This window comes from Klebsiella sp. CN_Kp075 (genome assembly GCF_040065055.2).
Lineage (GTDB): Bacteria > Pseudomonadota > Gammaproteobacteria > Enterobacterales > Enterobacteriaceae > Klebsiella > Klebsiella aerogenes.
In genome coordinates this window covers 1,376,773-1,400,728 of record NZ_CM198050.1, presented here as the reverse complement: position 1 = coordinate 1,400,728, position 23,956 = coordinate 1,376,773, and the positions used below count along the sequence as shown (strand labels likewise).

20 protein-coding genes and 1 pseudogene are annotated in these 23,956 nt (G+C 56.6%); 8 read left to right on the top strand and 13 right to left on the bottom strand.

Annotation, left to right across the window (positions count from 1 at the left end; translation table 11 throughout):
* Positions 1-66 precede the first annotated feature (66 nt).
* The 4 genes from cysA to ABLV78_RS06685 are packed head-to-tail and all read right to left on the bottom strand — an operon-like array spanning position 67 to position 3,875.
* Entirely contained in the window at positions 67-1,161 is a 1,095-nt protein-coding gene (gene cysA, locus ABLV78_RS06700) for a sulfate/thiosulfate ABC transporter ATP-binding protein CysA (protein ID WP_047043512.1), read from the bottom strand.
* Complete coding sequence (gene cysW / locus ABLV78_RS06695) at positions 1,151-2,026, bottom strand: sulfate/thiosulfate ABC transporter permease CysW (RefSeq protein ID WP_047043509.1); 876 nt, start codon at positions 2,024-2,026, stop codon at positions 1,151-1,153. The genes cysA and cysW overlap by 11 nt, the downstream gene beginning before the upstream one ends.
* Entirely contained in the window at positions 2,026-2,859 is an 834-nt protein-coding gene (gene cysT / locus ABLV78_RS06690; RefSeq protein WP_015365489.1) for a sulfate/thiosulfate ABC transporter permease CysT, read from the bottom strand. The genes cysW and cysT overlap by 1 nt, the downstream gene beginning before the upstream one ends.
* On the bottom strand, positions 2,859-3,875 hold the full coding sequence (locus ABLV78_RS06685; RefSeq protein WP_015365488.1) for a sulfate ABC transporter substrate-binding protein: 1,017 nt from the start codon (positions 3,873-3,875) through the stop codon (positions 2,859-2,861). Before ABLV78_RS06685 ends, cysT begins: the two co-directional genes overlap by 1 nt.
* A 200-nt stretch (positions 3,876-4,075) precedes the next feature.
* On the opposite strand from ABLV78_RS06685, the gene ABLV78_RS06680 reads away from it, so the two are divergent.
* Entirely contained in the window at positions 4,076-4,438 is a 363-nt protein-coding gene (locus tag ABLV78_RS06680; RefSeq protein WP_072047982.1) for an endonuclease domain-containing protein, read from the top strand.
* A gap of 216 nt (positions 4,439-4,654) precedes the next feature.
* Here the strand turns inward: ABLV78_RS06680 and ABLV78_RS06675 are convergent, their stop codons facing one another.
* The 4 genes from ABLV78_RS06675 to ABLV78_RS06660 all read right to left on the bottom strand — a co-directional run bounded on the left by ABLV78_RS06675 (position 4,655) and on the right by ABLV78_RS06660 (position 7,146).
* Complete coding sequence (locus tag ABLV78_RS06675; RefSeq protein ID WP_047043506.1) at positions 4,655-5,554, bottom strand: Dyp-type peroxidase; 900 nt, start codon at positions 5,552-5,554, stop codon at positions 4,655-4,657.
* A gap of 94 nt (positions 5,555-5,648) precedes the next feature.
* Complete coding sequence (locus ABLV78_RS06670) at positions 5,649-6,224, bottom strand: RpoE-regulated lipoprotein (protein ID WP_047043503.1); 576 nt, start codon at positions 6,222-6,224, stop codon at positions 5,649-5,651.
* A gap of 60 nt (positions 6,225-6,284) precedes the next feature.
* Positions 6,285-6,734, bottom strand: a complete 450-nt coding sequence (locus tag ABLV78_RS06665; RefSeq protein WP_047043500.1) for a DUF2919 domain-containing protein — start codon at positions 6,732-6,734, stop codon at positions 6,285-6,287.
* Complete coding sequence (locus ABLV78_RS06660) at positions 6,721-7,146, bottom strand: GNAT family acetyltransferase (protein WP_045392622.1); 426 nt, start codon at positions 7,144-7,146, stop codon at positions 6,721-6,723. The genes ABLV78_RS06665 and ABLV78_RS06660 overlap by 14 nt, the downstream gene beginning before the upstream one ends.
* 211 nt (positions 7,147-7,357) lie before the next feature.
* Between ABLV78_RS06660 and amiA the strand changes: the two genes are divergently transcribed.
* Both amiA and hemF read left to right on the top strand, forming a co-directional pair.
* The gene (gene amiA, locus ABLV78_RS06655; protein WP_045392625.1) at positions 7,358-8,230 is read left to right on the top strand and encodes an N-acetylmuramoyl-L-alanine amidase AmiA; all 873 of its coding nucleotides are present in this window, start codon (positions 7,358-7,360) and stop codon (positions 8,228-8,230) included.
* Positions 8,230-9,129, top strand: a complete 900-nt coding sequence (gene hemF / locus ABLV78_RS06650; RefSeq protein WP_047043497.1) for an oxygen-dependent coproporphyrinogen oxidase — start codon at positions 8,230-8,232, stop codon at positions 9,127-9,129. The genes amiA and hemF overlap by 1 nt, the downstream gene beginning before the upstream one ends.
* Positions 9,130-9,184: 55 nt before the next feature.
* Here hemF and maeB read toward each other — a convergent pair whose 3' ends face one another.
* Positions 9,185-11,464, bottom strand: a complete 2,280-nt coding sequence (gene maeB / locus ABLV78_RS06645; protein WP_015365481.1) for an NADP-dependent oxaloacetate-decarboxylating malate dehydrogenase — start codon at positions 11,462-11,464, stop codon at positions 9,185-9,187.
* Positions 11,465-11,757: 293 nt separating this feature from the next.
* On the opposite strand from maeB, the gene tal reads away from it, so the two are divergent.
* Both tal and tkt read left to right on the top strand, forming a co-directional pair.
* Positions 11,758-12,726, top strand: a complete 969-nt coding sequence (gene tal / locus ABLV78_RS06640; RefSeq protein ID WP_045392631.1) for a transaldolase — start codon at positions 11,758-11,760, stop codon at positions 12,724-12,726.
* 6 nt (positions 12,727-12,732) lie between these two features.
* The gene (gene tkt, locus ABLV78_RS06635; protein ID WP_047043494.1) at positions 12,733-14,727 is read left to right on the top strand and encodes a transketolase; all 1,995 of its coding nucleotides are present in this window, start codon (positions 12,733-12,735) and stop codon (positions 14,725-14,727) included.
* Here tkt and ABLV78_RS06630 read toward each other — a convergent pair.
* From ABLV78_RS06630 to aegA, 3 genes and pseudogenes are all read right to left on the bottom strand, one after another.
* Positions 14,717-15,763 carry a DUF1176 domain-containing protein gene (locus tag ABLV78_RS06630; protein WP_042892993.1) on the bottom strand — a complete coding sequence of 349 codons (1,047 nt, stop codon included), beginning with the start codon at positions 15,761-15,763 and terminating at the stop codon, positions 14,717-14,719. The genes tkt and ABLV78_RS06630 overlap by 11 nt on opposite strands.
* Before the next feature lie 77 nt (positions 15,764-15,840).
* Positions 15,841-16,438: pseudogene (gene nudK / locus ABLV78_RS06625) on the bottom strand (GDP-mannose pyrophosphatase NudK).
* 58 nt (positions 16,439-16,496) lie between these two features.
* Positions 16,497-18,467: a formate-dependent uric acid utilization protein AegA gene (aegA, locus tag ABLV78_RS06620; RefSeq protein ID WP_047043491.1), complete on the bottom strand. Its 1,971-nt coding sequence runs from the start codon at positions 18,465-18,467 to the stop codon at positions 16,497-16,499.
* A gap of 383 nt (positions 18,468-18,850) precedes the next feature.
* Between aegA and acrD the strand changes: the two genes are divergently transcribed.
* Positions 18,851-21,964, top strand: a complete 3,114-nt coding sequence (gene acrD, locus ABLV78_RS06615; RefSeq protein ID WP_047043488.1) for a multidrug efflux RND transporter permease AcrD — start codon at positions 18,851-18,853, stop codon at positions 21,962-21,964.
* Positions 21,965-22,048: 84 nt separating this feature from the next.
* On the opposite strand, the gene ypfM is transcribed toward acrD, so the two are convergent.
* On the bottom strand, positions 22,049-22,108 hold the full coding sequence (ypfM, locus tag ABLV78_RS06610) for a protein YpfM (RefSeq protein WP_087867655.1): 60 nt from the start codon (positions 22,106-22,108) through the stop codon (positions 22,049-22,051).
* A gap of 355 nt (positions 22,109-22,463) precedes the next feature.
* Here ypfM and ABLV78_RS06605 point away from each other — a divergent pair, with 355 nt between their 5' ends.
* Together ABLV78_RS06605 and dapE are read left to right on the top strand one after the other, a co-directional pair.
* The gene (locus ABLV78_RS06605) at positions 22,464-22,820 is read left to right on the top strand and encodes an ArsC family reductase (protein ID WP_015703145.1); all 357 of its coding nucleotides are present in this window, start codon (positions 22,464-22,466) and stop codon (positions 22,818-22,820) included.
* A 3-nt stretch (positions 22,821-22,823) separates the two neighbouring features.
* Positions 22,824-23,951, top strand: coding sequence for a succinyl-diaminopimelate desuccinylase (dapE, locus tag ABLV78_RS06600; protein ID WP_020078199.1), 1,128 nt, complete (start codon positions 22,824-22,826; stop codon positions 23,949-23,951).
* The last annotated feature ends 5 nt before the right edge of the window (positions 23,952-23,956 follow it).

Genomic DNA, 23,956 nt, shown 5'->3' with positions numbered 1-23,956 from the left:
ATGCGCTCCGGGCTGTCGGCCGGGTCAGCGCAGCGCCGCCCGGCAAAAGCACGTGGATTTAAGCTATCAGGCCGTCTCTGCCAGAGCAAGTTCGCCGCGCGGTTCGATGCGTTCGGTTCCATTATACAGGCGCGCATTCTGCAAGCCGACAAACAGGCGTTCGCCGCGGGACGGGGCCTCATCGCCCGCCAGCACCACGCTCAGCGGTTCGTCATACCACCCCAGAGGCTGGACAACTAATTGGGTGTAGTGCCCCTTCGGACTGGCTTCCAGCACCTGCACCGGCAATGGCGAATCCAGGCTGGTACGGCGGCTGATATCTACTTCCCACGGTCGCAGGAACAGATCGACCGGCCCCTGATATGCCGGGGTATAGCCTAAAGGCCAGCGGTGGGCGCCGACGTGGAACTGGCCGCCGCGAATGGTGCCCTGCAGGCGGTTAACTTCGCCCATAAACTCGAGCACAAAACGGGTCGAAGGTTCCCGCCACACGCGTTCAGGCGCATCGGCTTGTTCGATATTGCCCTGGCTCATTACCACCACCCGATCGGCGACTTCCATCGCCTCTTCCTGATCGTGGGTAACAAACACGCTGGTGAATTTTAATTCTTCGTGCAGCTGGCGCAGCCAGCGGCGCAGTTCTTTACGCACCTGCGCATCCAGCGCGCCAAAGGGTTCATCCAGCAGCAGAATTTGCGGCTCGACCGCCAGCGCGCGCGCTAACGCTACGCGCTGCTTCTGGCCGCCGGAAAGCTGCGCCGGATAACGGTCGGCAAGATGGGCCAGTTGCACCATCTCCAGCAGTTTGGTCACTTTGGCTTTAATCGCCGCCGCATTGGGACGCTCACGACGCGGCAGGACGGTCAGGCCAAAGGCGATGTTATCGAACACCGTCATATGACGGAACAGCGCATAGTGCTGGAAAACAAAGCCCACTTTACGATCGCGGGCGTGCATCCGGCTCACGTCGGTGCCGTGAAAACGAATATGGCCGCTGGATTGATGCTCCAGCCCGGCGATAATCCGCAATAAGGTGGTTTTACCGGAGCCGGACGGCCCCAGCAGCGCAACCATTTGCCCGGAAGGGATATCCAGCGAGATATCATTCAGCACCTGGGTGCGACCAAACGATTTCTTAATATTGGCAATCTCAATGCTCATGATTTCCCTCCTGTTGCGCGCGTTTTTCCTGATTGGCCAGACGCCATTGCAACATACTCTTTAAAAACAGGGTCAAAATAGCCATTAACGTCAGCAGGGCCGCGGCGGTAAACGAACCGACGGTGTTGTAGTCCTGCTGCAGTAATTCAATTTGCAGCGGCAGCGATAGCGTTTCGCCGCGGATCGAGCCGGAAACGACCGACACCGCGCCGAATTCGCCAATCGCGCGGGCGTTGGTCAACACCACGCCGTACAGCAGCGCCCAGCGAATATTGGGTAGCGTCACCCGGCGGAACATCTGCCAACCGGAAGCGCCGAGCAGGATCGCCGCTTCATCTTCATTGCTCCCCTGACTCATCATGACCGGCACCAGCTCGCGGACCACAAACGGACAGGTGACGAAGATAGTCGCCAGCACCATGCCCGGCCAGGCGAACATGATCTGCAGGTTGTGCTCATCAAGCCAGCCGCCGAGTGGGCCGTTGGAGCCGTAAAACAGTAAATAAACCAGACCTGCCACCACCGGCGAGACGGCGAACGGGATATCCAGCATCGTCAGCAGCAGCTGGCGGCCTGGGAAGGTAAAGCGCGTCACCAGCCAGGCCAGCAGCGTACCGAACACCAGATTCACCGGCACGGTAATCAACGCAATCATCACCGTCAGCCAGATGGCGTGCAGCATGTCCGGATTGGCCAGATTTTCCAGCACCGGCATTAACCCTTTACTGAAAGCCTGGACAAAAATATAAATCATCGGCACCACGAGGATGAAGGCGGATACCAGCATCCCGATGCCGATCAGAAACCATTTGCCCCAGTTGATCCGGGGCGCGTCATAGCGCTTCAATTGAGTAACTTCCGCCATTAGTGACCTACCACGCGTCGACCAAAGCGACTCTGCAGAGTGTTGATGGAGAACAGCAGCAGCAGCGAAGCCGCGAGGATCACCGAGGCAATCGCGCTCGCCGCCGGGTAATCAAACTCTTGCAAACGAATGAAAATCATCAGCGAAGTCACTTCCGTTTTCCACGCGATGTTGCCAGCGATAAAAATCACCGCGCCGAACTCGCCAAGGCTGCGGGTAAACGACAGCGCAATCCCCGCCAGCAGAGCCGGCGACAGCTCCGGCAGCACCACTTTGCGGAAACTCTGTAAGCGCGTCGCGCCGAGGGTTTCCGCCGCTTCTTCATATTCCGGCCCTAACTCTTCCAGCACCGGCTGCACGGTACGCACCACAAACGGAATACTGGTAAAGGCCATCGCCACCGCGATGCCAAGCCAGGTATAAGTCACTTTGATATCAAACTTCGCCAGCCATTCGCCGTACAAGCCATTGACCGAGAACAGCGAGGCCAGCGTCAGGCCGGCCACCGCCGTCGGCAGCGCGAACGGCAGGTCCATCAGGGCATCCAGCAGGGTACGGCCCGGGAAACGATAGCGGGTAAGGATCCACGCCATCAGCAGGCCAAACACACCGTTAAAAATTGACGCCACAAAAGCAGACAGCAGCGTGACTTTATAGGCAGCGACCACCTGCGGGTTGGTAATCACCTCCCAGTACTGCGCCCAGCTCATCTGCGCCAGCTGCATTACCAGCGCGCTGAGCGGCAACAGTAAAATCAGGCACACAAATAGCAGGCTGGTGCCAAGGCTCAGGGTAAAGCCCGGCAGCACGCGCTTGGACGACACAGCCAACATTACTGACGCCCCGCTGCCAGCAGTTTGTCCAGCTCGCCGCCGCTGACGAAGTGGGTTTTCATCACTTCAGGCCAGCTGCCAAACTGGTCTTCCACGCGGAACAGTTCGGTCTGCGGGAATTTATCTTTCAGCGACGCCATGACTTTCGGGTCATTCACGCGATAGTAGTAATCGGTGATGATGGTCTGCGCCTGCGGACTATAGAGATAGTTCAGGTAGGCTTTCGCCGCTTTTTCAGTACCGTTGGCCTTAACGTTTTTGTCTACCCACGCTACCGGGAACTCGGCAAGGATATTGACCTTCGGCACCACTACTTCGAAACCCTGCGCTTCATACTGTTTACGGATGTTGTTAACTTCCGATTCAAAAGTAATCAGCACATCGCCCAGCCCGCGCTCAACGAAGGTGGTGGTCGCGCCGCGACCGCCGGTATCGAAGACCTCGACGTTCTTCAGGAACTGGGTCATAAACTGTTCGGTTTTGGCTTTATCGCCGCCATCGGCTTTATCCGCCGCCCCCCAGGCCGCAAGATAGGTATAGCGCGCGTTGCCTGAAGTTTTAGGATTCGGGAAAATCAGCTTCACGTCGGAACGCACCAGATCGTTCCAGTCGTGAATATTTTTGGGATTGCCCTTACGCACCAGGAAAGCCATGGTCGAATAGAACGGCGAGCTGTTATTCGGCAGACGGCTCTGCCAGTCTGCCGGGATCAGGTTGCCTTTATCATGCAGAATCTGGACGTCCGTCACCTGGTTGTAGGTCACGACGTCAGCCTTCAGGCCTTGCAGAATCGCCAACGCCTGCTTGGATGAGCCCGCATGGGACTGCTTGATGGTCAGCTTGTCGCCGCCGTTTTCTTTTGCCCACTGCTGCTCAAAAGGCGGATTAAGGGCGGCGAACAGCTCGCGGGAAACATCATAGGAACTGTTCAGCAGTTCAGTCGCCTGCGCCTGCGCCACCAGCAGCATGGAAGCCGCCAGCGCCAGATATCCTTTTTTCAGTGATTTAACGGCCATTGCGCACCCTTATCAAAAATGATCATTTACTGATGATCATCATATTTATAACGAGTACGAAAGGAGTAACGGTTTTATATACCGTTTGGCGATTTAGAAGTAGAAAAGAGAATAAGCAACTGGCAAAGCTTTGCTGAAAGCGGCTCGCAGATTCGACGTGTCATTGTGACAAACGGCAGCCAGGGGTGCACTGTGTTTATATGAAAAACACACAGATATTTGCACGTCAGCTCAGACGTAGCTTAACGCCAACAGAACGTCGACTATGGTACTTACTGCGCAACCGCCGTTTTGCTTGCTATAAGTTTCGCCGCCAACATCCCGTTGGTCCCTACATTCTCGATTTTGCCTGCTGCGCAACACGGCTGGCGATTGAACTGGACGGCGGTCAGCACGATGAGAGGCGCGTCTACGATGTTCGCCGCACCCGCTGGCTACAGAGCCAGGGATGGCGGGTTTTACGCTTCTGGAATAATGAGTTTGAAGAGTATGAAGATGCGGTGATGGAGAGAATACTTGAAGCGCTTGACTCGCCGATGCCCTCACCCCGCCCCTCTCCCTGAGGGAGAGGGAGAAAGAGAGTCCGCACGCGGAATCCATAGCCGCAACGTACGTCCCCTCTCACTGAGGGAGAGGGAGAGGGAGAGGGAGAAAGAGAGTCCGCACGCAGAATCCATAGCTGCACCGTACGTCCCCTCTCCCTGAGGGAGAGGGAGAAAGAGAGTCCACCGTGCCGTCCCCTCTCCCCCTTGGGGAGAGGGTTAGGGTGAGGGGAAAAATTACAGCGCCTGAATACGCTCCAGCGACGGCGCGAAGTAATAACCGCCGGTCACCGGTTTAGTGAAGCGCAGCATGGCATCACGCTTACCGTCGGTATCGCCGAACATGCTCAGCAGCTGCTGTTCAATGTTGTACAGGCGCGCGCAGTAGGCGCAGAAGTACAGGCCGTTAGTGCCGCTGGCGGTACCGTACGGCAGGCTCTGGCGGACGATTTTCAGCCCTTTGCCATCTTCTTTTAAGTCCACGCGGCTCAGGTGCGAAGTGACCGGGCGCTCGTCGCCGTCGATCTCTTCATTGGCTTCTTTGGTACGGCCAATCATCATCTCCTGATCCGGCACGCTCATGCGGTTCAGTTGCTTAAGATTGTGCTCCCAGCGTTGCACAAATACGTAGCTGCCGCCCGCGTCAACGCCGTCTTTAATCACCGCGACTTCACGGCGAGTGTCTTCGCCTGCCGGGTTTTCGGTGCCGTCAACGAAGCCGCTCAGATCGCGTTCTTCCACCCAGCGGAAACCGTGAATTTCTTCTTTCACTTCGATGGCGTCGCCGAACGCGGCCATCGCCGCCTGGGCGACGGAAAAGTTCACTTCATGGCGGGCGGATAAAATATGAATTAACACGTCATACTGCGTGGATGGCGCCAGCCCTTTGCCGTAAACCGGAAAATCTTTTAACTCTTCCGCGCCTTCACCACCGCTCAGCTGACGCCAGACGGTATTGCCGAAAGCCACCACCGCGCCGAGTTTGGCATCGGGGAATTTAGCCTGGAAGGTGGCTACTTTATCGACAAAAATTTTGCTCGCTTCGCGCAGGGCGTTAACATCCCCTTTGACATTGGCTTCAATCCAAATCGCCGCGCGGCAATGTTCCGGCAAAATGCCGCTCTGAACCTGAGACATCGCTCCTCCTGAAATGATGCAACCACAACGCTATGACGTTGCTAACGCGCCATTGTAACCGTTTTTATCCGCCCACGTGTCTCTTCAGATCAAATTAGCGACGCCAGATAATTTTGCTGACTTTCCAGTTTTTCAGGGTATCGTCGGACGGCATCAGCTCGTCCGGGCCGCTCCAGTGACCGGTAAAGGCGTAGCTGATGTGCTGGCTACCTGCGGCTTTACATTCCACCACCGCGCCGTTATCGGGAGCGCCTTTCTCGCAGTTGCCGAACGCTTTGCTGTACAGCTCGCTAAACGGAGTACCGATTTTCACGCCGCTGGCGGCAGGAATCGCGCTATCGCGCACGTCAATACGGCTCACCGTACCGCCATCGCCGTTGATGGTCAGCGCCAGCTTGTCATCCTTCAGCGCTTCAAAATAGTGAACTATTTTGCCATCCGTGGTTTTCATTCCGCTGCGCAGACGGTAGCTGCCGCCGAGGGCATCGCTAATCGCCTGCTCATTCAGCGGCGTCGATGCTGTCAGTTTACCCACGCCCTGCTCGGTGACCTCGTTGGAGGAACCAAACCAGTTCCACGGATAGGCAGCCGACCAGTTCACCGCGCTCATCGTTGAGCAGCCGGTTAGCGCCAGCGGAAGCGCGCAGAGCATTAGACGTAGCGATTTCATATCTCAATCCTTCTGATTAATTCAACGCATGTTGGAGTACGCGATCGGCAAAAAGTGCCATTAAAGCGCTTCGAGGCGAAAACAGGCGTGCAACCTGCGGCTGGTTATCAGCCACCATAGCGCATAAATATCGGCCGCCAGCAGGGCGATGGTCAGCCCGGAAGGCGCCTCGCCGGTAAACCACAGCCACGGCTGCCAGGCCAGCAACAGCGCCTGCGAGGCGATCAGCAGCCAGCGCATCAGCGGCCAGAGACGCGGGAAACGCTGACGCTGACCGCTAAGCAGAAATGCCGCGACCGCCGGTACGCCGGGCAGCAAACCCAGCCAGAAGTTATCGTGATCGGGATAGAACAGGCTCAGCAGCGCATCGCCCTGCTGGCGGGAGGCGCCGGCCATGACGAACAGTACCCAGGTGCGCGCCTGCAGCAACAGCACGCCCCAAAACAACAGCGGCAGCCGCAAACGGCCCTGGGCATCGTAATCGGCAGGAATAAATTCAGTATTCTTCATCTTCGATCAGGCGTTTACCCAGGGTGAGTACATCCGAGTGCTCGTAACCGAGACGCTCATACATCCCCTGCACCACTTCGTTATCGTCACGCACCATAATTGAAATTTTCGGGCAGCCGCGGGCGATCAGCTTCTTTTCCAGCCGATTGAGCAGCGCATTGGCTATTCCGCGGCCTCGGTATTCCGGATGTACGCCAAGATAGTAAGCGGAACCGCGGTGACCATCGTAACCGCCCATTACCGTCCCTACCACTTCACCGTTCACTTCAGCGACCAGAAACAAGCTCACGTCGTGGTTGAGCTTACGCTCGATATCCATTTCCGGATCGTTCCATGGGCGCAGAAGATCGCAGCGCTCCCAAAGGGTGATCACTTCTTCGAAATCCTGCTGGCGAAAAACGCGAATCTCCATGGTATTCCCCACCATTTACGGTTAAAAACAGTGATTATGGCGCGAATATGACTGATAGCCAATATCAGGCGAAATCATCGGCAAAAAATGGCATAATATATCTTTGTCATGTATTGAAATGAAAAGTAAAACAATTCTTATTTTGAGTGGTCGTAACGGGAAACGCGATACGATATAACATTGGACATCACTTGTTTACAATTCAGGCCGAATGAGCACTTTTAAACCATTAAAAATACTTGCTTCGCGCCGTCAGGTGCTGAAAGCAGGACTGGCTGCGATGACGCTAACCGGCGTCGCTTCCCAGGCCAATGCCAAAGAACAGCCGCTAAAAACTTCCAATGGACACAGCAAACCCGTCGCAAAGAAAGCAGGCAGCAAGCGCCTGGTGATGCTTGACCCCGGTCATGGCGGCATCGATACGGGGGCAATTGGCCACAACGGTTCGAAAGAAAAACACGTCGTGCTGGCCATTGCCAAAAATGTGCGCAGTATTTTACGCAGCAACGGCATCGATGCCCGCCTGACGCGTAGCGGCGATACCTTTATTCCGCTATACGATCGCGTTGAAATCGCCCACCAGCACGGCGCCGATCTGTTTATGTCGATTCACGCCGACGGCTTTACCAACCCGAGTGCGGCCGGCGCCTCCGTCTTTGCGCTCTCCAACCGCGGCGCCAGTAGCGCCATGGCGAAATATCTCTCCGAGCGCGAAAACCGCGCCGATGAGGTCGCCGGTAAAAAAGCGACGGATAAGGACCATCTGCTACAGCAGGTATTGTTCGATCTGGTGCAAACCGACACCATTAAGAACAGCCTGACGCTCGGCTCGCATATTCTGAAAAAGATTAAGCCGGTGCATAAGCTGCACAGCCGCAATACAGAACAGGCGGCCTTTGTGGTGCTGAAGTCACCTTCCATTCCCTCGGTGCTGGTCGAGACATCGTTCATTACCAACCCAAATGAAGAGAAGCTACTCGGCACAACCGCTTTCCGCCAGAAGATCGCCAACGCTATTGCTTCCGGTATTATTAGTTATTTCCACTGGTTCGATAACCAGAAAGCGCATTCGAAGAGACGTTAATGAAACCCGATGTACAGCAGGTCAAAGCCTTCCTTCTTCAGCTGCAGGATGCCATTTGCGCCAACCTCTCCGCCGTTGACGGCAAGGATTTTGTCGAAGATAGCTGGCAGCGCGAAGGCGGCGGCGGCGGACGCAGCCGGGTTTTACGCGACGGCGGCGTCTTTGAGCAGGCCGGGGTTAACTTCTCTCACGTCCACGGCGATGCGATGCCTGCATCGGCAACCGCCCACCGCCCGGAGCTCGCCGGGCGCAGCTTTGAAGCGATGGGCGTTTCGCTGGTGGTGCATCCGCGCAACCCCTATGTGCCGACCAGCCACGCCAACGTCCGCTTTTTCATTGCCGAGAAGCCCGGCGCCGACCCGGTGTGGTGGTTCGGCGGCGGGTTTGATTTAACGCCTTATTACGGATTTGAAGAAGACGCCATCCACTGGCATCGTACCGCCAGCGATTTGTGCCTGCCGTTCGGCGACGAGGTCTATCCGCGCTATAAAAAGTGGTGCGATGACTACTTCTACCTCAAGCACCGTAACGAACAGCGCGGCATTGGCGGCCTGTTCTTCGATGATTTAAATACCCCGGACTTTGACCACTGCTTTGCCTTTATGCAGGCGGTGGGCAACGGCTTTACTGACGCCTATCTGCCAATCGTTGAGCGCCGAAAAACCACGCCTTACGGCGAACGCGAGCGCGATTTCCAGCTTTATCGCCGCGGGCGCTATGTGGAATTTAATCTGGTATGGGATCGCGGCACGCTGTTCGGCCTGCAGACCGGCGGGCGTACGGAGTCTATTCTGATGTCGATGCCGCCGCTGGTGCGCTGGGAGTATGACTACCATCCGCAGGAAGGCAGCCCAGAAGCCGCGCTGAGCGAGTTCATCAAAGTGAAAGAGTGGATCTGATTTAGGTCTCCTGAGACAAAAAAGCCCCGGAATACCGGGGCTTAATTTTTTGCGTTTACAGCGGCTGGGTCTGCGCTTCCACGACCGCCAGCGCCACCATGTTGACGATACGGCGCACGGAGGCGATAGGCGTCAGAATATGCACCGGCTTAGCGATACCCATCAGTACCGGCCCGACGGTGACCCCTTCCGAACTGGAGACGCGCAGCAGGTTGTAGCTGATACGCGCGGCTTCCATATTCGGCATCACCAGAATATTGGCCGCCCCTTTCAGCGGGCTATCCGGCATACGGTCATTACGGATGCTTTCGACCAGCGCGGCATCGCCGTGCATTTCACCGTCAATCATCAGATCCGGCGCGCTCGCCTTCACCAGCTCCAGCGTTTTACGCATTTTGCTGGCCGACGGGCAATCGGCGGAACCGAAGTTAGAGTGCGACAGCAGCGCCACGCGCGGTTCGATACCAAAACGACGCACGCTTTCCGCCGCCATCAGGGTGATCTCCGCCAGCTCTTCCGGCGATGGATCGTGATTGACGTAGGTGTCGGCGATAAAGGTGTTACCGCTTGGCAGCAGCAGCGCGTTCATCGCCCCGGCGGTGCTGACGCCGTCGCGGAAGCCAAACAGCGGCTGTACCACGCGATAGTGCTCATGATAATCGCCGATGGTTCCGCAGATCATCGCGTCCGCCTCACCGCGATGAACCATGATCGCGCCAATGACCGAGGTGTTGCTAATTACTGCCCGTTGCGCCTGCTCCTGGGTAATGCCGCGGCGCTTCATCAGCTGATAGTACTCGCTCCAGTACTCTTTAAAGCGCGGATCGGATTCATTATTGACGATTTCAAAGTCCACGCCCGGTTTGATCTGCAGACCCAGTTTCTGGATGCGCATTTCAATCACGCTCGGACGACCGATGAGGATTGGCTTCGCCAGCCCCAGCGATACCAGCTCCTGCGTGGCGTGCAGCACGCGGGTCTCCTCACCTTCCGCCAGCACCACGCGCTTCGGCTCTTTGCGCGCCTGGGAGAAGATCGGCTTCATAAACAGGTTGGTTTTATAAACGAACTCGCTCAGCTTCTCGATGTAGGCATCGAAGTCGGCAATCGGCCGCGTCGCCACGCCGGATTCCATCGCCGCTTTGGCAACCGCTGGCGCGATCTTGACGATCAGGCGCGGATCGAACGGTTTCGGAATAATGTACTCCGGGCCAAAGCTGAGATCCTGGTCGCCATAGGCGGAAGCCACGACTTCACTCTGTTCGGCATGCGCCAGCTCGGCGATAGCGTGAACCGCCGCCAGCTTCATCTCTTCGTTAATCGCCGTCGCGCCAACATCCAGCGCGCCGCGGAAAATGAACGGGAAGCACAGCACGTTGTTGACCTGGTTTGGATAGTCGGAACGGCCGGTACAAATAATCACATCGTCGCGCACTTCCTTCGCCAACGGCGGCAGGATTTCCGGCTCCGGGTTCGCCAGCGCGAGGATCAGCGGCGAGCGCGCCATTTTCTTGACCATCTCCGGAGTCAGAACTTTCGGCCCGGAGCAGCCGAGGAAAATGTCCGCGCCATCGATGACATCGTCGAGGGTACGTTTCCCGTCGTCTTCCACCGCGTAGGCCGCTTTGGTTTCCGCCATGTTGGCTTCGCGATCTTTATAGATTACGCCTTTCGAGTCGCAGACCACGATATTGTGTTTCTGCATTCCCAGCGCCACCAGCAGGTTCATACAGGCGATTGCCGCCGCTCCCGCGCCGGAGACCACCATCCGCACATCGGAGAGATTCTTCTCAACCACCCGCAGACCGTTGAGAATTGCCGCGGTGCTGATAATCGCCGTGCCGTGCTGATCGTCGTGGAACACCGGAATATTCATGCGTTCACGCAGTTTCTGCTCAATATAGAAACATTCCGGCGCTTTAATATCTTCGAGGTTGATGCCGCCAAACGTCGGCTCCAGGGCGGCGACGACATTAATGAATTTGTCAGGATCCAGCTCATCGACTTCAATATCAAACACATCAATGCCGGCGAATTTCTTAAACAGAACGCCCTTTCCTTCCATTACCGGTTTTCCGGCCAGCGCGCCGATATTGCCTAAACCGAGGACGGCGGTACCGTTAGAGACCACCGCAACAAGGTTGCCGCGAGCGGTGTATTTGTAAGCGGCCAAAGGATCCTTCTCAATTTCCAGGCACGGCGCGGCAACGCCCGGCGAATATGCCAGCGCCAGATCGCGTTGGGTCGCCAGGGGTTTGGTCGGCGACACCTGAATTTTCCCGGGCACCGGGAACTCGTGGAAATCGAGGGCGCTTTGTTTCAACTGCTCATCCATTTTATGGTTCCTTTCACGTATCGAATCGTAGGGGGTGAAGCGTGATGGCGAGCCGTCGGCCCGCCTTAAGGCGATGCTTAGTATCGCGCCTGACGGCGGTTTAAACTTTGAAGGCCGCCATACTCTTGCCATCACAAAGGTCTGGTTGTTATCAATTTATAATATTTATGTAACCTAGTTTCACGGTCAATGATAGCCCCGTCTGCTATGCTTTTTAGTTATGTACCTCATCACCATCTCTACCGCATAACGACAAGAACTCATGCAACTTATTGTTCCAGGAGTACTTTTTAATGAATCAGCTAGACAGTATCAAACAATTCACCACCGTGGTCGCCGACAGCGGCGACATTGAATCTATCCGCCACTATCAGCCGGAAGATGCCACCACCAACCCTTCGCTGCTATTAAAGGCTGCCGGATTGGATAACTACGCCGGGCTTATCGATGATGCCCTCGCCTGGGCCGCGAAACAGGGCGGCAACCGCGAGGCGCAGGTCGCTAATGCCTGCGATAAGCTGGCGGTCAATTTCGGCGCGGAAATACTCAAAAGCATTCCAGGGCGCGTCTCTACCGAAGTCGATGCCCGTCTCTCCTTCAATCGTGAAAAAAGTATTGAGAAAGCGCGCCACCTGGTCGCTCTCTATCAGGAAATGGGGATCGATAAGTCGCGGATCCTGATCAAACTGGCCTCCACATGGGAGGGGATCCGCGCCGCGGAGGTGCTGGAAAAAGAAGGGATCCACTGCAACCTGACGCTGTTGTTCTCATTCGCCCAGGCTCGCGCCTGCGCCGAAGCCGGCGTGTTTCTGATTTCGCCCTTCGTCGGGCGTATTTACGACTGGTATCAGGCGCGTCAGCCGTTAGAGCCTTACGTGGTTGATGAAGACCCGGGGGTGAAATCGGTGCGCAATATCTACGACTATTTCAAACTCCATAAGTACAACACCATCGTGATGGGCGCCAGCTTCCGCCGTACCGAACAAATCCTCGCGCTGGTCGGCTGCGACCGCCTCACCATCTCCCCGGCCTTGTTACAAGAGCTGCAGGCCAGCGACGCGCCGGTAATACGTAAACTCATCCCCGCTCATCAGATACTTCCGCGCCCGGTTCCGCTAAGCGAAGCGGAATTCCGCTGGGAGCATAACCAGGATCCGATGGCGGTAGAAAAGCTGGCGGAAGGTATTCGCCAGTTCGCCGTCGATCAACGCAAACTGGAAGATCTGCTAGCAGCCAAACTGTCATCCTTTGTCACGGAGTAAACGACTATGTCCCGAAGAGAGCTTGCTAACGCCATTCGCGCCCTGAGCATGGACGCCGTCCAGAAAGCCAACTCCGGCCACCCCGGCGCTCCGATGGGGATGGCGGATATTGCCGAAGTGCTGTGGAACGATTTTCTCAAGCACAACCCGACAAATCCGCACTGGTACGATCGCGATCGTTTCATTTTGTCTAACGGCCATGCTTCGATGCTGCTGTATAGCCTGCTGCATTTGACCGGCTACGATCTGCCGATGAATGAGCTGAAAAACTTCCGCCAGCTGCATTCGAAAACGCCGGGTCACCCGGAACATGGTTATACCCCCGGCGTGGAAACCACCACCGGGCCGCTCGGCCAGGGGCTGGCTAACGCCGTCGGGATGGCTATCGCCGAACGTACGCTGGCGGCGCAGTTTAACCGTCCCGGCCACGACATCGTCGATCACTACACCTGGGTGTTTATGGGCGATGGCTGTCTGATGGAGGGGATTTCACACGAGGCCAGTTCGCTGGCGGGCACCCTGGGATTAGGCAAGCTGATTGGGTTCTACGATCACAACGGTATCTCTATTGACGGCCACGTTGAAGGCTGGTTCACCGACGATACCGCCGAGCGCTTTCGCGCCTACCACTGGCACGTGATTGGCGATATCGACGGTCACGATCCGCAGGCGGTGAAGCAGGCAATCCAGCAAGCGCAGGCGGTAACAGACAAACCTTCGCTGATTATTTGCCGCACCATAATCGGCTTTGGTTCACCAAATAAAGCCGGTTCCGAAGAGTCGCACGGCGCGGCCTTGGGGGAAAAGGAGGTCGCGCTGGCCCGCGAACAGCTGGGCTGGAAATATCCGCCGTTTGAAATCCCGAAAGAAATTTATCAGGGCTGGGATGCGCGGCCGCGCGGCGAGAAAGCAGAACATGCGTGGAATGAAAAATTCGCCGCTTACCAGCAGCAATATCCAGAACTGGCGGCAGAGCTGAAACGCCGTATGGAAGGTGAGCTCCCGGCTAACTGGCAAAAAACGGCCCGCGATTATGTGGCGAAGCTACAGTCGGAACCGGCGAAAATAGCCAGCCGTAAGGCTTCGCAAAATGCGCTTAACGCCTACGGCCCGGATCTGCCTGAGCTGCTCGGCGGTTCCGCCGACCTGGCGCCCAGTAACCTGACGATCTGGTCCGGCTCGAAGTCGATCAAAGAGGATCAGGCGGGTAATTATATCCACTACGGCGTACGCGAATTCGGTATGACCGCGGTAGCTAACGGCATCGCCCTGCACGGCGGTTTTATTCCCTATACCTCGACCTTCCTGATGTTCGTCGAATACGCGCGTAACGCCGCACGCATGGCGGCGCTGATGAAGGCGCATCAGATTATGGTCTATACCCATGATTCAATCGGCCTTGGCGAAGACGGTCCAACGCACCAGGCGGTAGAGCAGCTGGCAAGCCTGCGCCTGACGCCCAATTTTAGTACCTGGCGGCCGTGCGATCAGGTGGAAACCGCCGTCGCCTGGCAGGCGGCCATCGAGCGCAATGACGGCCCTACCGCGTTAATCCTTTCGCGACAGAATCTGGCGCAAATGGCCCGTACGCCGGAACAGGTGCAGGAAATTGCGCGCGGCGGTTACGTTCTGAAGGATGCGGGCGGCAAGCCGGATCTCATCCTTATCGCCACCGGTTCGGAAGTCGAGATTACCGTTCAGGCGGCGGAGACGCTGCTGGCCAGCGGCGTAAACGTGCGGGTGGTGTCGCTGCCCTCCACCGACGTTTTCGATGCTCAGGATGAGGCCTGGCGCGAGTCGGTGCTGCCTTCCGATGTTAGCGCCCGCGTCGCTATCGAAGCCGGTATCGCCGACTACTGGTATAAATATGTCGGCCTGAAAGGCGCAATTGTTGCTATGACCCGCTACGGGGAATCGGCGCCAGCCGACAAGCTGTTCCCGTTCTTCGGCTTTACCGCTGAACATATTGTCGAAGTCAGCCGCAAAGTGCTTAACGGGTGATCCATAATGTGGGCCAGGCGTCTGGCCCCTGCCAGTTATCGCACTGCGGTTGCTGAGCGTAGCGGGTCAAATTAAACCGCTGGCCGTCATAGCGCCAGCGGGTTTGGATCCCGCAATCGCCCGGCGCGCGGCCTTTATCGAATGTCACCAGTTCATGACGCTGCTCATCGAAGCTGGCGTTAATCAACTCAATATCGCGCGGCGCATTGCCGGGCGGCTGGAAAGGCAGCGCCAGCCGCACCTGACGGGCAAGATGCGGCGTTTTGCGCGACACCAGCCACGCCAGCCAGACGGTGTTATACGCGCCCGCTTCGCAACTGGTCATCAACAGAACTTTCTCATCGGTTAGCGCGGTGACGCGGATTTCCCGGCGGAAAGGATCGAGCGAACAGGGGCTGGCGTTCATCCGCTCATTGCCGTAATCGATAAGCTCATTAAGTTCGTCGCGGCTGAGCGGCGACTGCGCTACTTCCGCTTTACCTACGGTTCGCAACGCTGGTGCCGGCGGTACGCTGAGCGGCGGTTCTTCACCTTTGCCGACCCACGCGGTTTCGCTGCCGACCCGCTTTTGCCGATTATCAATAAATAGCAGCGCGGCCTTCAGGCCCTTCAATGAAATGCTTTGCAGACCGTTTTGCAGGGTAATCTCTTTCCCCTCCTGGGCCTGCTGCAGGAAAGCGTCGATACTGACGCTATCGCCGGTTTTAATCAGCTTATCGGCAATCTGCCAGTGTTTGCCGTCAAAATGCAGCGGTTTACCATCCAGTTGCAGCCGCGGGCCGATGGCCGCCAGCGCGGCGACCGGATTACCGACGCCGCCAAGTTCAATGCGCAAAGCGGCATCGGTAGCCGCTCCCGCGCTCCGGCTTAGGGTCATCACCAATCCATGATGCAGCCCGACATTACGCGTGACGCAATAATTTTGATTGTTGCAGGTGACAAGCCAATCTCCAAACAACTGCTGGGCTGGCGCCGCCCACGCCAACGACGTCGGCAGAAAACCGAAAAAAAGCAGTATTAAAACCCGATAAAGCATGAGCGGCACAATCCCGAAGTATGACTGACAGAGTGATTTCTAATTCATCATTATCATCAGCACTGGCGGGGTTTTGCTCAATCAGATTTATCAGAGATCCCGCGACATGAGGCCGGAATTTTGTAGGTATTGCAGCAGGATCACCGCTTTGCCATCCTGGATTTCACCGCTGGCGACCATTTCCAGCGCCCGGACGAACGGCAGTTCCAGCACCTCAATATCTTCATCATCTACGCCGCCGCCCCGGTTAGCGCGCTGCGCCTCGCTGTATTCGGCGATAAAAAAGTGAATCAGTTCGGTCACGCCGCCGGGCGACATATAGAGTTCGAAGACCTTGCGCGCCTCGCCGACCTGATAACCGGTCTCCTCGATCGCTTCCTTGCGGATACACACCTCTGGCGCGTCGTTATCCAGCAGTCCGGCGCAGGTTTCAATCAGCATGCCATCCTGGTTGCCATTCACCCAGGTGGCGACGCGGAACTGGCGCACCAGAACCACACTCTGTTTGCCGGGGTTGTAGAGCAGAACCGTGGCGCCATTGCCGCGATCGTACACTTCGCGTTTGTGACGCACGACGCTGCCGTCGCGGCGCGTCAACTCATAGGTCATGTTGCGCAGTACGAAGTAGTTTTCGGAGAGGATTTTATCTTTAATGACGTGGATATTAAGTGACATGCAAACTCCGCAGCGTGAAATAACCCAGTCATACTACGCCGCGGAGCCTGCTTTGTCGTTAGTGCGTCAGTGCGGAAGCGACGCCCAGGTAGTCCATGATCCCCTGCGCGGCATGCCGCCCTTCCGCCATCGCCGTCACCACCAAATCCGCGCCGCGCACCGCGTCGCCGCCGGCGAAGATCTTCTGATTACTGGTCTGGTAACGATAGCGGCTCTCCACGTTCGCCTTGATCCGCCCGCGGCTATCCAGCTGTACCCCCGCGGCTTCCAGCCACGGCATTGAATGCGGGTGGAAACCAAACGCCATAATGACCGCGTCGGCAGGCATCACAAATTCGCTGCCGGGGATCGGCGACGGGCTGCGGCGGCCCTGAGCGTCCGGTTCGCCAAGCTGGGTGCGCAGAAAACGCACGCCGCTGACCCGGCCATCCTCACCGAGCTCAAGGGTGATCGGCTGAACATTGAATTCAAAACTCGCCCCCTCTTCCCGGGCATTTTTGACCTCTTTTTTCGAACCTGGCATGTTGGCTTCATCACGACGATAGGCGCAGGTGACCTGCTGCGCGCCGTGGCGCAGCGCGGTACGCACGCAGTCCATCGCCGTATCGCCGCCCCCCAGCACGACCACCTTCAACCCGGCGGTATCGATATAAGGTTCATCGGCCAGCGCCTCCAGCCCCATCACCTGTTTGGTGTTGGCGATAAGGAACGGCAGCGCCTCATACACGCCCGGCGCCTCCTCGTTAGGCAGATCGGCTTTCATTGAGCGATAGGTACCGGCGCCAACGAAAACCGCGTCATAGTCTGCAAGCAGTTGTGTGAGTTTGATGTCTTTACCCACCTCGCAGTTCAGTTCAAAGCGGATGCCCATCTGGCTGAAAATCTCGCGCCGACGGGCCAGCAATGATTTATCCAGCTTGAAAGGCGGGATGCCGAACGTCAGCAGGCCGCCGATTTCCGGGTGGCGATCGAACACCACCGGCGCCACGCCGCTACGCGCCAGAAGGTCGGCGCAGGCCAGGCCCGCAGGCCCGGCGCCGATGATGGCAACCTTCCTACCGCTGGCTTTTACCGCCGAAAGGTCAGGGCGCCAGCCGCCAGCCAGCGCCTGGTCGGAGATATAGCGTTCGATATTGCCGATCGTCACCGAGCCGCTCTCATCGCGCAGCGTGCAGGCCCCCTCGCACAGACGATCCTGCGGGCAGACGCGACCGGTGATTTCCGGCAGGCAGTTGGTTTGATGGGAAAGCTCAACGGCGCTGGCGATGTCGCCGGCTTTTACCCGCTCGATCCACTGCGGAATATGGTTATGCAGCGGACAGGTCCACTCGCAGATGCTGCGATCGCCGCATTTCAGACAACGTTGCGTTTCCCGCTGCGCCTGCGCCGCGCTGAACGGCAAATAGATTTCGCCAAAGTGCTGTTTACGCGCATCAGCCGCCAGTTTATCCGCCTCGCCTCGGAGGGGCGTGGCCGCCATCTGGCTAGCCTTATCGTCGGCGGTTGACGCTAAAGCGGTCAAAGTCCGATGTTGCCAGGACGCCGCATCCGCACGCGCCGCCCGCAGCCGCCGCGCTTTCGCCATCTCGCTTAACGCGGAATCGTTCGCCATCTGTAACGCCTGCGCCGGACAATTCTGCACGCAGGCTGGCCCGGCTTCGCGACCATGACATAAGTCGCATTTGTGCGCCGTCGCTCTGCCGTTTGGCGTGACGACGATTTGCATCACGCCAAAGGGACAGGCCACCACGCAGGATTTACAGCCGATACATTTTTCTTCCTGCACCAATACGCTGTCTTCCTGCCGGCTAATGGCGCCGTTAGGACAGCTACGCGCGCAGGGCGCGCCTTCACAGTGACGACAGGTTACCGCGTTACGCTGTTTCTGGTTTTTAATCACGGTAATGCGCGGCAAAAAGCGCTGTGGGGTCAAGACATGTTGTTCGCCATTATGCGCCATCACGCAGGCCACTTCGCAGCCCCTGCATCCGATGCATTTGCGACTATCGCTCATAATAAAGTGGTTCATACATCCTTCCGGCTTATCGCTAATAACCCCTCATTTAGTATGACTGTTTATTACCTGACATCATGACCGTGGGACAATGGTCGTTTGCCCAGAAATCGGCTTTTCTCACCAGAATCCGGTTTAGATCAAAAATATTGACCTGAATGAAATTTTGTTTCATTTAGCTGAGCAATAATAAGCGGCTTTGACGGAATGACAGAAAAGACGTGATAAGCGCATATAAATTCAGAGAGGAGCGACAGACGTTTCTTTACGCTCTCATAAAAGACACATGATAAATTACACTATCTCCTTAATTTCTCCACGATTGCCTGCGGGGTTATCTATAAAGTATCACAGGCTGCGAAATAACAAAAAATGTACACAATGAGGTCCTGATTCCGATGGCGAATTTCTTTATCGATCGCCCCATCTTTGCCTGGGTTTTGGCTATTTTATTAGTCCTGACCGGCACGCTGGCAATTTTGTCGCTCCCCGTAGAACAATATCCGGATTTGGCGCCGCCTAACGTCCGAGTGACGGCCAATTATCCCGGCGCTTCGGCGCAAACGCTGGAGAATACCGTCACCCAGGTTATCGAACAGAATATGACCGGCCTTGATAACCTCATGTACATGTCATCGCAGAGTAGCGCCACCGGTCAGGCAACGGTTACCCTGAGCTTTACCGCCGGTACCGACCCGGATGAAGCCGTACAGCAGGTACAAAACCAGCTGCAATCGGCGATGCGTAAACTGCCGCAGGCGGTACAGAATCAGGGGGTCACGGTGCGCAAAACCGGCGACACCAACATTCTCACTCTCGCGTTTGTCTCTACCGACGGCAGCATGGATAAGCAGGATATTGCCGACTACGTCGCCAGTAACGTGCAGGATCCTCTAAGCCGCGTCAACGGCGTCGGCGATATCGACGCCTACGGTTCGCAGTACTCAATGCGTATCTGGCTCGATCCGGCGAAACTCAACAGCTATCAGATGACGGCGAAAGATGTAACTGACGCCATCGAATCGCAGAACGCGCAAATTGCCGTCGGCCAGTTGGGCGGTACACCATCGGTTGATAACCAGGCGCTGAACGCCACCATCAACTCACAATCGCTGCTACAAACGCCGCAGCAGTTCCGCGATATTACCCTGCGCGTTAATAAGGATGGTTCGGAAGTCACGCTGGGCGACGTCGCCAGCGTCGAAATGGGCGCAGAAAAATATGATTATCTGAGCCGCTATAATCGTCAGGCCGCTTCGGGGCTGGGGATTAAGCTCGCCTCGGGTGCCAACGAAATGGCCACCGCCGAGCGCGTTATCGCCCGTCTTAATGAACTGTCGCAATATTTCCCGCACGGACTGCAGTATAAAGTCGCCTACGAGACCACCTCTTTTGTAAAAGCCTCGATTACCGATGTGGTGAAAACGCTGCTGGAGGCGATTCTGCTGGTGTTCCTGGTCATGTATTTGTTCTTGCAGAACTTCCGCGCGACCCTGATCCCGACCATCGCCGTGCCGGTGGTATTGATGGGCACCTTCGCCGTGCTCTACGCCTGCGGCTACAGTATTAACACCCTGACGATGTTCGCGACGGTGCTGGCTATCGGCCTGCTGGTCGATGACGCCATCGTCGTCGTCGAAAACGTCGAGCGCATTATGAGCGAAGAAGGTCTTTCGCCGCGCGAAGCGACGCGAAAATCGATGAAGCAGATCCAGGGGGCGCTGGTCGGTATCGCCATGGTCCTTTCGGCGGTATTCGTCCCTATGGCTTTCTTCGGCGGCACCACCGGCGCCATTTACCGCCAGTTCTCCATCACCATCGTTTCAGCAATGGTGCTGTCGGTGCTGGTGGCGATGATCCTCACCCCGGCGCTCTGCGCCACGCTGTTAAAACCGATTCAAAAAGGCGAGGAGCATGGTCAAAAAGGGTTCTTCGGCTGGTTTAACCGCACCTTCAACCGCAGCGCCAGCCGCTATGAAACTTTCGTGGGCAAAATTCTCCATCGTTCGCTGCGCTGGATTTTGATTTACGTCCTGCTGCTCGGCGGCATGGTGCTGCTGTTCCTGCATCTGCCGACTTCGTTCCTGCCGCTGGAAGACCGCGGTATGTTCACCACCTCGATACAGCTCCCGAGCGGCTCCACCCAACAGCAGACGCTGAAAGTGGTGCAAAAAGCGGAAGATTATTTCCTCAATAACGAGAAGAGTAACGTCGAGTCAGTGTTTGCTACCGTCGGCTCCGGCCCCGGCGGCAACGGTCAGAACGTCGCACGTATGTTTGTCCGCCTGAAAGACTGGGACCAGCGCGACCCAAAAACCGGCTCCTCGTTCGCTATCATTGAGCGCGCGACCAAAGCCTTCAATAAAATTAAAGAAGCGCGCGTGTTTGCCAGCAGCCCACCGGCCATCAGCGGCCTTGGCAGCTCCGCGGGCTTCGATATGGAGCTGGAAGATCACGCCGGCAACGGCCACGAGGCGCTGATGTCGGCGCGCGACAAACTGCTGGAGCTGGCGGCGAACAACGACCAGCTCACCCGCGTACGCCACAACGGCCTGGACGACAGTCCGCAGCTACAGGTTGATATCGACCAGCGTAAAGCCCAGGCGCTGGGGGTCTCCATTGATGATATTAACGATACGCTGCAGACCGCCTGGGGTTCGAGCTACGTGAACGACTTTATGGATCGCGGACGCGTGAAGAAGGTCTACGTCCAGGCGGCGGCGAAATATCGCATGCTGCCGGACGATATCAATTTGTGGTATGTGCGTAACAGTAGCGGCACCATGGTACCGTTCTCCGCCTTCGCCACCTCGCGTTGGGAAACGGGTTCGCCGCGCCTCGAACGTTACAATGGCTACTCAGCGGTCGAGATCGTCGGTGAAGCCGCGCCTGGCGTCAGCACCGGTACCGCCATGACCATTATGGAAGAGTTAGCCAAACAGCTCCCGAACGGTTTCGGCCTGGAATGGACGGCGATGTCCTATCAGGAGCGTTTGTCTGGCGCTCAGGCGCCTGCCCTGTACGCCATTTCTCTGCTGGTGGTGTTCCTGTGTCTGGCGGCGCTATATGAAAGCTGGTCGGTACCGTTCTCGGTGATGCTGGTGGTGCCGCTGGGGGTTATCGGCGCGCTGCTGGCGACCTGGATGCGCGGCCTGGAAAACGATGTCTACTTCCAGGTAGGTCTGTTGACGGTCATCGGCCTGTCGGCAAAGAACGCCATCCTGATTGTTGAGTTCGCCAACGAGCTGAACCAGAAAGGCGAAGATCTGCTGACCGCCACCCTATCGGCCTGTCGCCAGCGTCTACGCCCGATACTGATGACCTCACTGGCGTTTATCTTCGGCGTGCTGCCAATGGCCACCAGTACCGGCGCGGGCTCCGGCAGCCAGCACGCTGTTGGTACCGGCGTCATGGGCGGAATGATCTCCGCCACCGTGTTGGCCATCTTCTTTGTACCGCTGTTCTTCGTGTTGGTACGCCGCCGCTTCCCGCTGAAAGAGAGGCCGGAATAAACCGTCAAATAACAGAAAAGGCGACTGTCACAGTCGCCTTTTTCATGGGTTAAACATTGTCTTCAGTACCGACAAAGCCAGATTTTATTTACGCAGCATATCTTCGATAAAATCTTTCCAGTTCCCCAGTTCATGTTCAATCATAATAGCCTCTCTTATTATTATGGCGATTTTAGATAAATTCCCCGCTCAGGAGAAGTTCGTCCGATCTATCGCTCTAATCGCTTTTCTTGTCACCGCAAGCCTTGAATACTCTGGCTTGCGGCTACCATAAGCCGGTTCATGTAAATTTAATGTGACATAGAGCAACATTACGCAACATTTTGTTAATATCAGAATTCCTGTAATTCATTATCTTAGTCTGTCGCGAAAAAGAACAAATTTTAATCAGACAAGGCTGAAAAGTTATATTTATCCAGCCGATTCACGTATTATTTAACAAAGCTTATATATTCGGAAAAAACTGAGAAACATATTCTTTTAACATGAAGGTTTAATTATGTTGACCATGTACGGCATCAAAAACTGCGACACCATTAAAAAGGCCCGCCGCTGGCTGGAAGCCCATCAGATAGACTATCGCTTCCATGATTATCGTGTTGACGGACTGGACCGCGAATTGCTGAATACCTTTATTGCCGAATTAGGCTGGGAAGCGCTGCTTAACACCCGCGGCACCACCTGGCGCAAACTCGATGAATCGGTCCGCACTGGGATCGATAATGCCGATGCGGCGGCGGCGTTGATGCTGGAAATGCCGGCAATTATCAAACGCCCATTGCTCTGCGCGCCCGGTCAGCCTATGCTGCTGGGCTTTAGCGAAGCAAACTACGAAAAATTTATTAACGAGGTGTAGTCTATGTCTTGCCCGGTCATTGAGCTGGCTCAGCAGCTTATTCGCCGCCCTTCCCTTAGCCCCAATGATGCGGGATGCCAGGCGTTAATGATTGAACGCCTGCGGGCGATCGGCTTTACCGTTGAAGCGATGGACTTCGGCGATACGCAAAATTTCTGGGCCTGGCGCGGACAGGGTGAAACGCTGGCCTTTGCCGGCCATACCGATGTGGTGCCGGCCGGCGACGCCGACCGCTGGATCAACCCGCCGTTTGAACCAACTATTCGCGATGGCATGCTGTTTGGCCGCGGCGCGGCGGATATGAAAGGATCGCTGGCGGCAATGGTTGTCGCCGCCGAGCGCTTTGTCGCGCAGTATCCGGATCATAAAGGACGCCTGGCGTTTCTCATCACCTCTGATGAAGAAGCCAGCGCCACCCATGGCACGGTAAAAGTGGTCGAAACGCTGATGGCGCGTAACGAGCGCCTTGATTACTGCCTGGTCGGCGAACCTTCAAGTACCGAAGTGGTCGGCGATGTCGTGAAAAACGGCCGCCGCGGTTCACTCACCTGTAACCTGACGATTCATGGTGTCCAGGGCCACGTCGCTTATCCGCACCTCGCCGATAACCCGGTACACCGCGCCGCGCCGATGCTGGCGGAGCTGGTGGCTATCGAATGGGATAAAGGCAACGAATACTTCCCGCCGACCAGCATGCAAATCGCCAACGTGCAGGCTGGCACCGGCAGTAACAACGTCATCCCTGGCGATATGTTCGTTCAGTTCAACTTCCGTTTCAGCACCGAGCTGACCGACGAGATGATCAAAGCACGCATCATCGCGCTGCTGGAAAAATATCAGCTGCGCTATACCGTCGAATGGTGGCTTTCCGGCCAGCCGTTCCTGACCGGTCGCGGCAATCTTGTCGATGCGGTCGTGAACGCCATTGAGCACTATAATGAAGTAAAACCGCAGTTGCTAACCACCGGCGGTACCTCTGACGGACGCTTTATCGCCCGCATGGGCGCGCAGGTGGTGGAACTGGGCCCGGTGAACGCGACCATTCACAAAATTAATGAATGCGTCAATGCCGCCGACCTGCAGCTGCTGGCGCGGATGTATCAACGCATCATGGAACAACTGGTCGCCTGACGACA